The organism is Arthrobacter sp. NPDC057013, assembly GCF_042674585.1.
Lineage (GTDB): Bacteria > Actinomycetota > Actinomycetes > Actinomycetales > Micrococcaceae > Arthrobacter.
The window spans coordinates 90,025-102,470 of the sequence record NZ_JBHUSE010000010.1 but is presented as its reverse complement, the minus strand read 5'-3'; the positions used below and the strand labels follow the sequence as shown (position 1 = coordinate 102,470).

General features: G+C 65.3%; 17 protein-coding genes. 10 read left to right on the top strand and 7 right to left on the bottom strand.

Annotation, left to right across the window (positions count from 1 at the left end; all coding sequences use genetic code 11):
- Positions 1–88 precede the first annotated feature (88 nt).
- Complete coding sequence (locus tag ACFTSA_RS14600) at positions 89–598, bottom strand: metallophosphoesterase family protein (protein WP_377952159.1); 510 nt, start codon at positions 596–598, stop codon at positions 89–91.
- Positions 599–612: 14 nt separating this feature from the next.
- Here ACFTSA_RS14600 and ACFTSA_RS14595 point away from each other — a divergent pair, with 14 nt between their 5' ends.
- The 4 genes from ACFTSA_RS14595 to ACFTSA_RS14580 all read left to right on the top strand — a co-directional run bounded on the left by ACFTSA_RS14595 (position 613) and on the right by ACFTSA_RS14580 (position 1,925).
- Positions 613–1,149 (top strand): NUDIX domain-containing protein, encoded by a 537-nt coding sequence (locus tag ACFTSA_RS14595; RefSeq protein ID WP_377952158.1) that lies wholly within the window; start codon positions 613–615, stop codon positions 1,147–1,149.
- Positions 1,150–1,172: 23 nt separating this feature from the next.
- Entirely contained in the window at positions 1,173–1,523 is a 351-nt protein-coding gene (locus ACFTSA_RS14590; protein WP_377952157.1) for a TraR/DksA family transcriptional regulator, read from the top strand.
- An 82-nt stretch (positions 1,524–1,605) separates the two neighbouring features.
- A complete protein-coding gene (locus ACFTSA_RS14585) occupies positions 1,606–1,794 on the top strand; it encodes a DUF1918 domain-containing protein (protein WP_331572919.1) in 189 nt (62 codons plus the stop codon).
- Between the two features lie 8 nt (positions 1,795–1,802).
- The gene (locus tag ACFTSA_RS14580) at positions 1,803–1,925 is read left to right on the top strand and encodes a hypothetical protein (protein WP_377952155.1); all 123 of its coding nucleotides are present in this window, start codon (positions 1,803–1,805) and stop codon (positions 1,923–1,925) included.
- A 50-nt stretch (positions 1,926–1,975) separates the two neighbouring features.
- Here the strand turns inward: ACFTSA_RS14580 and ACFTSA_RS14575 are convergent, their stop codons facing one another.
- Positions 1,976–2,680: an endonuclease/exonuclease/phosphatase family protein gene (locus ACFTSA_RS14575; protein ID WP_377952154.1), complete on the bottom strand. Its 705-nt coding sequence runs from the start codon at positions 2,678–2,680 to the stop codon at positions 1,976–1,978.
- Positions 2,681–2,907: 227 nt separating this feature from the next.
- On the opposite strand from ACFTSA_RS14575, the gene ACFTSA_RS14570 reads away from it, so the two are divergent.
- Complete coding sequence (locus ACFTSA_RS14570) at positions 2,908–3,711, top strand: thioesterase family protein (RefSeq protein WP_377952153.1); 804 nt, start codon at positions 2,908–2,910, stop codon at positions 3,709–3,711.
- A gap of 39 nt (positions 3,712–3,750) precedes the next feature.
- Here the strand turns inward: ACFTSA_RS14570 and ACFTSA_RS14565 are convergent, their stop codons facing one another.
- Positions 3,751–4,134: a DUF2177 family protein gene (locus ACFTSA_RS14565; RefSeq protein ID WP_377952152.1), complete on the bottom strand. Its 384-nt coding sequence runs from the start codon at positions 4,132–4,134 to the stop codon at positions 3,751–3,753.
- On the opposite strand from ACFTSA_RS14565, the gene ACFTSA_RS14560 reads away from it, so the two are divergent.
- Positions 4,127–4,900 carry a biotin/lipoate A/B protein ligase family protein gene (locus tag ACFTSA_RS14560; protein WP_377952151.1) on the top strand — a complete coding sequence of 258 codons (774 nt, stop codon included), beginning with the start codon at positions 4,127–4,129 and terminating at the stop codon, positions 4,898–4,900. The genes ACFTSA_RS14565 and ACFTSA_RS14560 overlap by 8 nt on opposite strands.
- 41 nt (positions 4,901–4,941) lie before the next feature.
- On the opposite strand, the gene ACFTSA_RS14555 is transcribed toward ACFTSA_RS14560, so the two are convergent.
- Together ACFTSA_RS14555 and ACFTSA_RS14550 are read right to left on the bottom strand one after the other, a co-directional pair.
- Positions 4,942–5,304, bottom strand: coding sequence for a VOC family protein (locus ACFTSA_RS14555; protein ID WP_377952150.1), 363 nt, complete (start codon positions 5,302–5,304; stop codon positions 4,942–4,944).
- Positions 5,305–5,778: 474 nt separating this feature from the next.
- Positions 5,779–6,036, bottom strand: a complete 258-nt coding sequence (locus ACFTSA_RS14550; protein WP_003800646.1) for a mycoredoxin — start codon at positions 6,034–6,036, stop codon at positions 5,779–5,781.
- A 102-nt stretch (positions 6,037–6,138) separates the two neighbouring features.
- On the opposite strand from ACFTSA_RS14550, the gene ACFTSA_RS14545 reads away from it, so the two are divergent.
- On the top strand, positions 6,139–6,888 hold the full coding sequence (locus ACFTSA_RS14545; protein ID WP_377952149.1) for an SOS response-associated peptidase: 750 nt from the start codon (positions 6,139–6,141) through the stop codon (positions 6,886–6,888).
- Positions 6,889–6,936: 48 nt separating this feature from the next.
- On the opposite strand, the gene ACFTSA_RS14540 is transcribed toward ACFTSA_RS14545, so the two are convergent.
- Positions 6,937–7,359, bottom strand: a complete 423-nt coding sequence (locus tag ACFTSA_RS14540; protein WP_377952147.1) for a VOC family protein — start codon at positions 7,357–7,359, stop codon at positions 6,937–6,939.
- Between the two features lie 14 nt (positions 7,360–7,373).
- Between ACFTSA_RS14540 and ACFTSA_RS14535 the strand changes: the two genes are divergently transcribed.
- Positions 7,374–7,700 carry a chorismate mutase gene (locus ACFTSA_RS14535; protein ID WP_377952146.1) on the top strand — a complete coding sequence of 109 codons (327 nt, stop codon included), beginning with the start codon at positions 7,374–7,376 and terminating at the stop codon, positions 7,698–7,700.
- Positions 7,701–7,819: 119 nt separating this feature from the next.
- On the opposite strand, the gene ACFTSA_RS14530 is transcribed toward ACFTSA_RS14535, so the two are convergent.
- Positions 7,820–8,206 (bottom strand): hypothetical protein, encoded by a 387-nt coding sequence (locus tag ACFTSA_RS14530; protein WP_377952144.1) that lies wholly within the window; start codon positions 8,204–8,206, stop codon positions 7,820–7,822.
- Between the two features lie 142 nt (positions 8,207–8,348).
- Between ACFTSA_RS14530 and ACFTSA_RS14525 the strand changes: the two genes are divergently transcribed.
- On the top strand, positions 8,349–8,714 hold the full coding sequence (locus tag ACFTSA_RS14525) for a DUF6504 family protein (RefSeq protein WP_377952225.1): 366 nt from the start codon (positions 8,349–8,351) through the stop codon (positions 8,712–8,714).
- Positions 8,711–12,253, top strand: a complete 3,543-nt coding sequence (locus tag ACFTSA_RS14520; protein WP_377952143.1) for a DNA polymerase III subunit alpha — start codon at positions 8,711–8,713, stop codon at positions 12,251–12,253. The genes ACFTSA_RS14525 and ACFTSA_RS14520 overlap by 4 nt, the downstream gene beginning before the upstream one ends.
- Positions 12,254–12,446 lie beyond the last annotated feature (193 nt).

Below are 12,446 nucleotides of genomic sequence, written 5' to 3'. Positions count from 1 at the left end.
CTCTCCGTCTGCAGCGGAGATTCGAAGGGAGTCCCGCCGGCAACCGCGGCAGGGCTCCCTTTCCTGTGCGCCCAGTTCCCTGCCCAGGTCAGGGACCGGTGCTGACCTCCACCAGCCGGACGTCAGTCAAACTGCCGTTTACGACGACGGCGGTCATGTACGTGCAGACAGGTTGCCGGCGGCGGTCCGTGGGGGAGCCGGGGTTGAGCAGGCGCATCCCGCCGGGCGCCACTGTGTCCCAGGGGATGTGCGAGTGACCGAAAACCAGCACGTCCGTATGCGGAAAGAGAGCCTCGCAACGCTGCTCCCGGCCCTTCGCCTGACCGGTCTCGTGGATCATGCTGAACCGGACGCCGTCGAGCGTCACACTGGCAGTCTCGGGCAAGCGCCGCCGGAGCCCGTCGCCGTCGTTGTTGCCGTATACGCCGATCAGGCGCCTGCTGCGCTGTTCGAACTCGTCGAGCAGGCCCTCGCTGACCCAGTCACCGGCGTGGAACACCACGTCCGCTTCCTCGACGGCGGCCCACACCTGTTCAGGCAGTGCCCTGGCGCGCCTCGGGACGTGGGTGTCGGCAACAAGGACCAGGCGCAGGCTCATCGAAGCATCTTCGCATGAGGCAGACTGGGACGATGGAGAAAATCGTTCCGCCCTCACCCGGTGATCCCCGCCGTCCCCTTGGCCCCCGCGACCCCGGCGACGCCTGGGTGGAGGGTGACAGGGGGAAGTTCTGGGGGCGTTTCGGATCGGCAGGCCTGCTGGCCCATGATCCCAAGAAGGGCGTCCTGCTGCAGCACCGCGCCACATGGAGCCACCACGGCGGAACCTGGGGACTCCCCGGCGGCGCACTACACCAGGGCGAGGACGCCGTGACGGGCGCGCTGCGCGAGGCCCACGAGGAAGCGGCCGTTCCCGAAGAAAGCGTCAAACTGCTCTTCACGTCCGTGTTCGACGTCGGCTACTGGTCCTACACCACCGTGGCCGTGCGGGTGCTGGAACCGTTCGAACCGGCCATCAACGACCCGGAGAGCATCGAACTGCTGTGGATTCCCGTCGAAGAGGTGGCCAGCATCAACCTGCACCCTACCTTCGCTGCCTCCTGGCCGGAGCTGCGCGGCAGGCTGCTGGACGGCATTGGCGACGGATACTGATTGGCGATGGACACTTAATATCCATGGACACCGATAAGTTCCGGCTGCTGCTGGAAGAGGAACGGGCGAGGAAGCTCGCCCTGCTGCCGGCGCTGAGCGCGGACATAGCCTCGGCCAACGCCGCCCGGCAGAACGCCAATGTCGACGACGAGCATGACCCCGAGGGGGCCACCATCGCCTTCGAACTCTCGCAGGCGTCCGCACTCCTGGACCAAAGCCGGTCCGGACTGGCGGAAGTGGACGCCGCCCTCGAGCGGATCCGCACGGGCACGTACGGCACATGCACGGTATGCGGGGAGCAAATCGCCGAAGGGCGGCTGGAGGCCCGCCCCTGGACGCCCTTCTGTATCAGGCACACGCGCGGCCGGGCGTAAGCCCACCCCTTCGCCGATCATTCCCGCGGCCTGTTCCGCCGAAGGGAAGAGCATCGTACTCTAGGGCTGGGAGGTGATTGCCATGCAGGCAACCCAAGGAGACCGCATCATCATCCGGGGCAGGACCGTGGAGTCCTCGGACCGGCACGGTGAGATTCTGGAGGTCAAGGGCCAGAACGGAGCGCCGCCGTACCACGTCCGTTTTGACGATGGTCACGAGACCATCCTGTACCCCGGCGGCGACTTCACCGTCGAGCACCACACCACCTAGTTGCCCGGATGACGGCACCGCCACGGCCCGGCCGGACTCTGATCGCAGCCCTTGCCATCATTGCCGGTCTTGCCGCCGTGGCGCTCGCCAACGTGGCCGCGGCGGTCTTCGGAGAAGGCACCGCTCCATGACAACGGCTCCATGCCGGCTGCCTCATGACAAAGCCCCGGTAGCTGAAGCCTCAGGAAACGGGCTGCCCCTTGATCGGGGCCCGGTCGGCGCCGTATTCGGCCGTCACCAGGATGGGCAGGTGGTCCGACTTCCCCCGAGGCAGCGTCTCGACGCTTTCAATGTCCAGACCCAATGATGTGGCAAAGTCGAAGTGGCCCTTGAAGACCTTGTACCGGGTGTAGGTCCTGCGGTTGCTTAGTGACAGCGCGTAGCCGGAGTTCTTCATGTGCGCGTCGAGGCTCTTGGTGAAGAACGGATAGTTGAAGTCGCCCACCATCAGTGTCATGAGCCCGGTGCCCATGCTCAGCAGTTCGGCATGCGCCGCGTGGATCTGCTTGCGCCGCAGCGAGTTTGACGCGGTGAGCGGGGCGGCGTGGAACGAGCCCACCACCAGTTCATGGTCGGTTTCGTTGTCCACCATCCGGGTGCCGATCAGCCGCTCATGGGCCGGTGCCATCACACGGTCGTGCATCGACTTCTTCAGGGCGAAGGTCTGGGTATCCAGGGCCGTGAACCGGTCAGTCCGGTAGTAGATGGCCAGGCCCAGCCTGTTGCCCTTGGTGTAGTCGGCCAGATGGAGCGGGCCGAGTGTGTCAGGCAGATCGGATGAATCACATTCCTGAAGGCAGAGGACATCTATCCCAAAGTTGCGGGCCAGACTCATCAGTTCGCCGCTTGCCTTGTGCTTGCGGAGGTTGTAGCTAATAACTCGCATCGAACACCTCTTCCGAGGGCTGCTAGAAGGACCAGTCTCCGAGTCTACCCAGATCATCATATGGAGATCCGGACATTAAGCGCGCGTCCGGCGGGGCAAAAAATATGCCGCGGCGGACGTGTGCCTGACTCCACTGGCCGCTGCGGTCCGCGGCCGGGGCGGCTCTGCAGGCCGGAGGCGATAGAGTGAACCGGGATTAACCGATCACACTTTGGAAGGAGTCAACGTTGACTGCTGAACTCCCGGAACTTGCCGACGGCGACTTCTACTACCAGGACCTCGGCGGCGGCCGCTTCCGTTCCACCATCCACGCCCAGGGGGCCTGGAACGCCCACGAGCAGCACATGGCCCCGGCGTCGGGACTCCTGGCGGACCGGCTGGACCGGCATGAGCCCCGGGACGACATGCGGATGGCCCGGCTCAGCTACGAAATCCTGGGACTGATCCCCGGCGGTGAGTTTGACATCGTCACCACCACGCTGCGCCCGGGGCGCACCATCGAGCTGCTGCAGGCTGAGCTGGTGGCGGCCGGCCGCGTGGCCATCAGGGCGACGGCCTGGCGCATGATCACCAGCGACACATCCGCGGTGGCCGCCGTCGAGGACGGCACCATCCCGTCGCCGGACGAATGCAAGCCCTACGACGGCGCGAGCGTGTGGCCGGGGGGATACATCCGTTCCCTGGAAATGAGGGTGGCGGAAGGCCACCGGCCCGGCGCGGGGAAGGTGTGGCTGCGCACGGACCACCCGCTGACGGACGGAAACGACAGCACGGACATGGCACGGTTGATGGGACTGGTGGACACCGCCAACGGCATCGCCGCGCGGGTTCCGCCAGGCAAGGACAGCTACGCGTTCCCCAACCTGGACCTCCAGGTCCACATGTACCGGCGGCCGGAGGGCGAGTGGCTGGGACTGGACAACGCCGTGTCCTTTGGTGCCGACGGCATCGGCCTCACCTCGACCGTGCTCCATGACCTGTCCGGCCCGTTCGGGCGGGCGGAACAGATCCTCACGCTGCGGAATAGCTGACCCGCCGCCCCCGCTGACGGCCGGCCGGCCGCCCGTGCTCTAGTGGAAGACCAGCCAGCCCGCCAGCGTGGCGAGGGCGGTCAGCAGCGCGCCCCATGCCATGTCCACGACGATGAGCTGCAGCGGCCAGGTCTTGAGTGTCGCGGCATTGGTGAGGTCATAGGTTGCGTAGGCAAAGGCGCCCAGCGCCGCTCCATGGCCGACGGCGGTCAGCCAGGTGCCGCCGTCGAGCGCCGGCCGCAGGGCAAAGAAAACGATGCCCGCAATGTAAATCAAATAGAACGCCACGGCGTACCCTAGATTGGGCCGGTCAGCCAGCAAACCACCGATATGGCTGCGGTAGAACGGGTTCATGAGCTTGAGCCACACGGCGTCGATCACGGCAAAGGCAGCGGCGACCACCAGGAATTGCAACATGACCATAAGGGAGCTTAGCAACATGCAGCAGGCCGGGGCTGATTCACGGACTCTGACCCTAGTCCGGCAGGAGCAGTCCCTCGGTGCCGTCCGGGACCTTGATTTCGGGATCGAACTCCTCGGCAAGGCCAGGGCCGGGGACATCGGACCCACCCTTCGGCTGTACCGGCCCGCACCGACTGTTGCCTTTGGCCAGCGCGACACCCGCCTGCCAGGCTTCGGCGCCGCCGCCCAGGCCTGCCGTGACCTGGGGTTCGAACCGCTGATCCGCAAAGCGGGAGGCCGCGCTGCCGCCTACCACGAGGGCACCCTCATCATTGACCACGTGGAGCCGCACAGCGACGCCATCGCCGGAGCCAAGGGCCGGTTCGCTTTTTTCGGCGAGATGCTGGCGGGGGCGCTGCAGAGCGTGGGCGTGCACGCCGCCGTGGGTGAGATCCCCGGGGAGTACTGCCCCGGTGAATACAGCGTCCACGGCTTCGACCCCGTTGCTCCCGCGCACCGGATCAAGCTGGTGGGCACGGCCCAGCGTGTGGTGTCTGGCGCCTGGCTGTTCAGTTCCGTCGTCGTGGTGGAGAACTCGGCGCCCATCCGCGAGGTGCTTACGGCCAGTTATGGGGCCCTGGGGCTGGACTGGGATCCGGCGACCGCCGGCGCGATCAATGACCTCGTGCCCGGCCTGAACGTGCAGGCCATCGAGGATGCTGTGGTCCGCACCTACGCGGACTACGCGACGATGGGCCAGGCGGACTTCAGCAGCCTCCGCGCGTAGTGTTGCACTCTGCCTTTGGCGCGGCCTTTGCCGTGGACCGTTTATTCGGTGGCTGAGGGAATCTGGCAGATCATCAGGACGTTTCCGTCCGGGTCCCGGAAGTTGAACCATTGGTCGTCGTTGACGTCCGTGAGTTCCACGCCCCGGGTTTGCATGAACGCGTGGGCCGCGTGGATGTCCGCAGTGTTGAAGTGGAACGCCGGAACCTGGAAGACGGCGCCGGGGGAGTAGATCCTGCTGTCCAGGACCAGGCCGGCCCCCTCCATGGGGAGGATGTACAGGTGGTCCAGCAGGACCTTGTCATCGGCGGGCACGCCGAGCATGCCGCAATACCAGTCACGGGCTTCCTCGATATCGCTGACGGGGACAAAGACGGTGCCGATCTGCGGGGAAACTGGGTTCACAGCAATCCTTTGGAACGCGGGACGGAACTCGAACTGTAACGCACCGGACTGGCCATCGCCGGAAGCGTCGCCGGGCCCGGAATTTTCGTACCCAGAGCTGTCGATTTCAAACGCCGGGGAGAGGACGATTAAGGAACAGCCGCTGAAAAAAGGAGGTCGGTGATGTGCTATTCATCGCGGGCGGATTTCGGCTGGGACACCCGAAAGGATACCGTCCGAAAGCCTGAGTCGCACCGGGAACCGGCACAGCCGGAAGCTGCGCACGGCAACCCGTTGCCCGTGGACCATCCGGAACCCCGGAGCCACGCGGACGAGACGAGGCTGTGGGCCTTCCTGGCCCGCCGCAAGGAGCCCCGCCGCAGGAAGTCCACGCGCCCGGGCCGGTGCAGGACCGGGTCGACGAAAAGGTCTGAACAAACACGTAGAGGCACCGGATTTCCGGTGCCTCTACGTGTTACTACTTTGGCGTCTGCCCTATGCGGCGAGCCTGTTCTTGACCTCGGCTGCCGACGGGTTCGTGGCGGCGGTGCCGTCCGGGAAGAGGACGGTGGGGACGGTGCGGTTGCCGCCGTTGATCTGCTCCACGAGCTCGGCCGTGCCGTCAACCTCTTCGATGTTGATCTCGGTGTAGCCGATGCCCTGGGCATCCAGCTGCTTCTTCAGCCGATTGCAGTAGCCGCACCAGGTGGTCGAGAACATGGTGATGGTGCCGTCTTCGGGGGTAAAGTCCACGGGCTCTCCTCGGATTGATATGGTCCTGTCGGTTTCCTTCCCCACAACCGTAACCCGGGCGCCGGTATTCCCCCGCCTCTGTTGCAATGGCATGCTGGTGCCATGTGTGGACGTTACGTCATGGCCCGGGCGGTGGGGGATCTGCTGGCCGAATTCGACGCAGAACTTGAAAACGAAACTGAAATCCCGCCGTCGTGGAACGTTGCGCCCACCGACGGCGCTCCCATTGTTCTGGAACGGCTTATCGACGGCGACACGGTCCGCCAGTTGCACGTAGCCCGCTGGGGCTTGGTGCCCTCCTGGGCAAAAAGCCCGGCCATTGGCGCGAAGATGATCAACGCCAGAAGCGAGTCGGTCCTCGAAAAGCCGGCGTTCCGCAAGGCCGTCCAGTCGAGGCGCTGCGCGGTCCCGGCGGACGGCTACTACGAATGGAAGCAGGGCGAGGGCCGCAGTAAGCAGCCCTATTACGTCCACCCCCGGGACGAGTCCGCCATCGCCTTCGCCGGACTGTACGAGTGGTGGAAGGACCCGTCCGTGCCCCCGGGTGAACCCGCCCAGTGGATGCTGTCCATGTCCATCATGACGGCGGACTCGCCGCCGGCCGGAACCGAAGGGACGGTGTTCGCCGAACTCACTGCCCTCCACGACCGTGTCCCGCTCCCGATGAGCCGCGACACCATGGCGGCGTGGCTTGACCCGCAGGTGGATGATGCCGCCGGCCTCGTGGACCTGGTCCGCTCCGGCGTGAAGGAAGTTGCCGCCGGCTGGCGGGTGGATTCCGTGGGCAAAGCGGTGGGGAACGTCCGCAACAACTCGCCCGAGCTCATCGAGCCGGTGGAGGCGCTCTTATGACGCTGCGCCTCCGGATGGACCCGGCCGGAACCAGGGGCAGGCCTGCGATCAGACGGTGACCCGTCCGCCGTCGTCCACTCTCCAGGTGGGGTTGAAGGCAATTTCCCAGCGGAAGCCGTCAGGATCCGCGAAGTATCCGGTGTAGCCGCCCCACGGCTGGGTCTTGCCAGGAGCCACGACGGCGGCGCCGGCCGACTCTGCCTGTGCCATCACCTGGTCCACCTGCTCCGCGGTGCCCACGTTGTGGCTGAGCGTAATGCAGGGAACGGCGGACGGGGCGTCGACGGCGGCCTCGGCCTGCATCTGCCCGGCATCCCACAGGGAGAGAATCAGGCCGTGGTTGGCCTGGATGAAGATGACTTCGTCGGGAACCTCGCGGTGGACCGGCCAGCCCAGGCCGTCCACATAGAAGCGCCGGGAGGCGGCCACGCTGCGCACTCCCAATGAAATAAAATCGACTCTGGGCTGCATGGTTCGATACTGTCATGATCATGCCCACAAATCACGGAGACGAGAAAAACGCCCAGGCTGACCGGGAACAGCTCGCCGCCGTGCGGATCGCGGTGGATGAGGTGGACGAGCAGATTGTCACGCTGATTGCCCGCCGCGAACGCCTGATCCGGATCGCGGGGACCCTGAAGGGTGATGACGCCGAAGTGCGGGCCCCCGGCCGCGTGGAGCGGGTAATCGAGCACGTGCGCCAGGCCGCCGAGAAAAAAGAAATCGACCCGGACATCGTGGAAACCACGTACCGGGCCATGATCTCGAAGTTCATCGAGCTTGAGATGAAAATCCACAACGACAACAGCTGAGCTGTCTACAGCCGCGTGAACTGTTTTACGATCGCCCCTGAGTTGTCCATAGGCACGCCGGGGCGCGGGGGCGGCTGGTCGGGCTGCTGCCCGGAGCCGCTCGCGGGGGAGCCGACCCTCTAGAGCTTCTCCTCGACGGGGACGCCGGACTGGAATTCCCGCCCGTCGGCCTCGCTGAACGCGGACATGAGGTGGCTCTTATCGAGCCCCATAACCGTGCTCATGGGGAAGTTGCCCGTGATGGTGTTGCCCGAGTGTTCAACGCTGCTGAGATCGAAGTTTTCCTCCGTGCCATCGTGGCTGAAGGAGTAGATCGAGACCGCCTCGCCGTTCATGAACTCGATTCCCAGCCTCCGTTGATGCGAATAATCCGGAGTGGCAGCCACGAGCCCCACAACAAAGGCGCCCGATGCTGGAATGTTGCCGTCGATATCGAACCTGGCCACCAATGTGCTTTCTTTGGCGGCGATGCTTACCTGCTTCAGGAGCGCGTCATTGGAACTCATGGGACCATCCTGCCCTGTGAGCCGCCGTCCGTCCACACCCACCTAGGTTTTGTCCCCGGCCCGGCGTAGACTGGAACTATTCGAATACATATTCGAACGACTGCGTATTATCCGCAGGATGGGATTGGTATCCGGAGGCATCATGGGAACGTTCAGCGAGTCTGTTGACGTCGTCTGCGCACCTACCGGTGAGCCGGCGGAGCTTCGGTGGGGCGGCAGGGAATACAGGGTCTGCGCTGAACCCCTGCGCTGGTACGAACGCCGCCAGTGGTGGGCCGAAGAACGGCGTGCACCGCTGGGAAGCGGCCCAGGGCTTGTGGACCATGAGATCTGGCGTGTGCAGGTCCTGCCGGCCGGCAAAAACAGCCCGCCTGAAACTCCGGCTGCAGAACCGGCTGAACCCCTGACCCTTGACCTGGTGCGGCATACCGGCAGCGGACGCTGGCGCCTGCTCCGGATCCACGACGCCATCAAACCCAGAGACGCACTCCGGCACAAATCAGCATGAGCTTCACTCACCTACACGTTTCCACCGCCTTCAGCGCCCATTACGGCGTCTCCTGGCCGGATGAACTCGCCCAGGCGGCAGCGGCCCAGGGCGCAACCGCCCTGGGCTGCACGGACCGGGATGGCCTGTATGGCACCGTAAAGCACCTCAAGGCATGCATGGCTGCCGGGATTGACCCCGTGGTCGGCGTCGACCTGTCAGTGTTCGACGACGAGGGTGACCACGGGGGCGGGTTGCCTGATGCCCGGGTTTCCAAAACCCGGTTTTCCGCGGACCGCGTCACCGGGCGGGTGGTAGTGCTAGCTCACGGACACAACAACGGGGCAGGGTATAAGGCCCTGTGCCGGCTGATCTCCGACGCGCACGCCCGCACCTCGGGCAAGGCAGGGGGAACTGTGCCGGTCGCCGTCACCAGGGCTGAACTCGCCTCACGCGTCCTGGACCCGGCAACCCTGAAACCGGTGCTCACCGTTCTGTTGGGTCCGGATTCCGACGTCGGCCTGGCACTGGGCGGCCGGCGGTACCTCCGCCCCCGCACCCTGTTCAAGGGCTGGCTGGACGCCATGCCGGCCGGAAGCGTCGCGGCAGAGATCGTCACCCACCTCAGTGCACCGGGGGAGCCCCTTAGTACGGCCCATGCAGTCCGCATGCTCAAGCTGGCTCAGGAGTACGGCGTGCCGGCCGTGCTCACCAACGCAGTCCGTTACTGCGAGGAGGACGGTGCCGCCACCGCCGACGTCCTGGACTCCGCACGCACGCTGAAGTCACTCCCCGAGCTCTCCGCCGCGCCACTGCTCCAGCCCAACGGCCAGGGCTGGCTGAAAACCCCGGACCAAATGGTGGAACTGGGGAAGGAAATTATCCATGCCGCCGGCTACGGGTCCGCCGATGTCCAGGTGCTGCTGACGCAGACTGAGGCGCTCGCGGACCGATGCCGCATGGATCCCGAGTCAGACATGGGCTGGAAGCAGCCGGTGGTCCCCGAGGCCGCCGTCATCGGCATTGAAGGGGATCCGCTGGCAGAACTCGCCCAGCGGTGCGAAGCCGGAATTGCGCGGCGCTTCCCGGGCATCTCCGGGAAGGCGGAAGCGGACATGCGCACCCGGCTGCAGCATGAGCTGAAGATCATTGCCCGCCTCGGCTTTGCCTCCTACTTCCTCACCGTGGCCGAGGTTTCCCGCATGATCCTGGACATGGGCGTGCGGGCGGCAGCGCGGGGATCGGGGGCTTCCAGCCTGGTGAACTACCTGATCGACATCAGCCAGGTGAACCCGCTCCAGCATGACCTGATCTTCGAACGGTTCCTCTCCGGCGACCGGTCCACCCTGCCGGATATCGACATCGATGTGGAAAGCGCGGAGCGGCACAACGTCTACCGGAAGATCTTTGACCGGTTCGGCTCCCAGCGCGTCACGCTGATGAGCATGCAGAACGGCTACCGCGCCCGCGGTGCGGTGCGGGACGCCGGGATGGCGTTGGGCATGGACGACGGTGATGTCGGCGAGATTGCCAAACAGCTATGGCGCTTCTCGGCACGGAAGTTCCGCGAGGCGCTGGAGGAAAAGCCGGAACTCCGCGAGTTCGCCGGACGCGTGGAACAGCGGAACTTCTCCGAGAACCAGCAGCTGGACCTGCTGGTGGACCTCACCGAACGGCTGGACCGCCTTCCCCGCCACATCTCCATGCACCCCTGCGGGGTGATCCTCGGAGATGCCACCCTGCTGGACAGGACACCCGTCCAGCCCAGCGGCCTTGGCCTGCCCATGAGCCAGTTCGACAAGCACGACATGGACCCCATGGGCATGCTGAAGCTGGATGTCCTGGGCGTCCGGATGCAAAGCGCCATGGCCTTTGCCGTGCGGGAGATCATCCGGATCCATCCCTCCAAGGCGGAAGTGGTGGCTGCCGGAGCACATCCCGTTGGACCTGGCGGCAACGGGCCCGACTACATCACCGAGGACGGGCTGATCGACCTCAATGCCGTGCCTCTGGACGATGAGCCGACCTATGAGCTGATCAGAAGCACCCACACGTTGGGATGCTTCCAGATCGAGTCACCGGGCCAGCGGGAGCTGGTGGGCAAGATGGCCCCGCGTGAATTCAACGACCTCATCATCGACATCTCACTGTTCCGCCCCGGCCCCATGAAATCTGACATGGTCAGGCCCTTCCTCGAACACAGGCACGGGTTCGCGCCGGAGACCTACCCGCACCCGGACCTGAAGCCGGTGCTCCAGGAAACCCACGGGGTGACGGTCTTCCATGAACAGATCCTGCGGACCTTCGATGTGATGACCGGCTGCGGGCTGGCAAAAGCCGACGAGTTCCGCAGGGCGTTGAGCAATGACGCCCTGGAAGGCCAGGTTGAGGAGTATTTCCGCCGCGAGGCAAAAGCCATGGGATACAAACCGGACGTCGTGGACAAGGTCTGGGGGACCCTGAAATCGTTCGCCAGCTTCGGGTTCTGCAAAGCCCATGGCGCCGCCTTTGCCGTGCCCACCTACCAGTCGGCCTGGCTGAAGGCCCACCATCCGGAAGCGTTCCTTGCCGGCCTGTGGGAGCACGATCCCGGCATGTACCCCAAGCGGCTCCTGGTGGCCGAAGCACGCCGCATGGGAATCCCCATCCTTCCTCTGGACATCAACCGCAGCGGGGCGGAGTACAGGGTGGAACGGGTCGCGGACGGCCCCGACCGGGGAAAGCTGGGTATCCGGCTGAGCCTCAACGGCATCTTCGGGCTGTCCGGTTCTGAACTGAAGCGGATCGTTGCCGGCCAGCCCTATGACTCCCTGGCGGACCTGAGGGACCGCTCCAGGCTGAGCAAGCCAAGCATCAAGAGGCTCGCCCAGCTCGGTGCCTTTGACGCCATGCACCGGGAATCCGGCGGGACGGCCAACCGGGCAGACCTTATCCAGCACCTGCAAAGCCTGCAGGGCAAGCCGGCAAAGAAAGGCGCCGACATCGTTGAGGGGCAGCTCGCGCTGCCGCTTGGGGACGTCGAACTGCGGAACGTCAAAGCCGGGCTGCCGGAACCCACCACCGTGGAGAACGTCCGGGCTGAGCTTGACCTCATGGCTGTTGACGTCAGCGAACACCTGATGTCCAGCCACCGGCCCCTCCTGGACCGGCTGGGCGTCACCACAGCGGACAAGCTGCTTGGGCTGCGCAACGGCACGGAGGTCCTGGTGGCCGGTGTGAGGATCGCCACCCAGACACCGCCCATGCGCGGCGGCAGGCGGGTGGTCTTCATCAGCATCGACGACGGCACCGGGTGCGTGGATTCCGTGTTCTTCCACGAGGCGCAGGAGCACGCCGGGCCGCTGCTGTTCGGCACCCGGCTGCTGCTTATCCGGGGAACCACCCGGCGGACCGGTCCGCGCGGCATCAGCCTAAGCGCCAGCATGGCCTGGGACCTCAGCCAGGTGGATACCCTGCCCTTCCCTGAACGGGGGACGACCGCTGTGCCTGAGGAAATTAGGCAGCCGGGGCCGCTCGAAGGCATCGGCAGGAACCTGGCCATCACCGGACTGGGAAGCTGACCGCGTTGCCATTTCCACTTGGACTCCGCGGTGTTCCGCCTGGCCGCCGCCGTGGCGCTTTGGTTGGCCGCTTCAGCAACCGATAACATTGACGAGGCTGGCTGTGGTCCCCGTACGCCACAAGCTACGAAGCCTGAACTTTGAATAGGAGACACCCGTGTCAGATGCCCAGCAGATCACCCTCATCGTCGAT

Coding starts and splice junctions, on each gene's coding strand:
- ACFTSA_RS14530 (WP_377952144.1), bottom strand. CDS start 8,206: ATGAGTTCCAATGACGCGCTCCTGAAGCAGGTAAGCATCGCCGCCAAA.
- ACFTSA_RS14560 (WP_377952151.1), top strand. CDS start 4,127: ATGACCATAAGGGAGCTTAGCAACATGCAGCAGGCCGGGGCTGATTCA.
- ACFTSA_RS14580 (WP_377952155.1), top strand. CDS start 1,803: ATGACGGCACCGCCACGGCCCGGCCGGACTCTGATCGCAGCCCTTGCC.
- ACFTSA_RS14600 (WP_377952159.1), bottom strand. CDS start 598: ATGAGCCTGCGCCTGGTCCTTGTTGCCGACACCCACGTCCCGAGGCGC.
- ACFTSA_RS14540 (WP_377952147.1), bottom strand. CDS start 7,359: ATGCAGCCCAGAGTCGATTTTATTTCATTGGGAGTGCGCAGCGTGGCC.
- ACFTSA_RS14595 (WP_377952158.1), top strand. CDS start 613: ATGAGGCAGACTGGGACGATGGAGAAAATCGTTCCGCCCTCACCCGGT.
- ACFTSA_RS14525 (WP_377952225.1), top strand. CDS start 8,349: ATGGGAACGTTCAGCGAGTCTGTTGACGTCGTCTGCGCACCTACCGGT.
- ACFTSA_RS14535 (WP_377952146.1), top strand. CDS start 7,374: ATGATCATGCCCACAAATCACGGAGACGAGAAAAACGCCCAGGCTGAC.
- ACFTSA_RS14565 (WP_377952152.1), bottom strand. CDS start 4,134: ATGGTCATGTTGCAATTCCTGGTGGTCGCCGCTGCCTTTGCCGTGATC.
- ACFTSA_RS14590 (WP_377952157.1), top strand. CDS start 1,173: ATGGACACCGATAAGTTCCGGCTGCTGCTGGAAGAGGAACGGGCGAGG.
- ACFTSA_RS14575 (WP_377952154.1), bottom strand. CDS start 2,680: ATGCGAGTTATTAGCTACAACCTCCGCAAGCACAAGGCAAGCGGCGAA.
- ACFTSA_RS14585 (WP_331572919.1), top strand. CDS start 1,606: ATGCAGGCAACCCAAGGAGACCGCATCATCATCCGGGGCAGGACCGTG.
- ACFTSA_RS14520 (WP_377952143.1), top strand. CDS start 8,711: ATGAGCTTCACTCACCTACACGTTTCCACCGCCTTCAGCGCCCATTAC.
- ACFTSA_RS14545 (WP_377952149.1), top strand. CDS start 6,139: ATGTGTGGACGTTACGTCATGGCCCGGGCGGTGGGGGATCTGCTGGCC.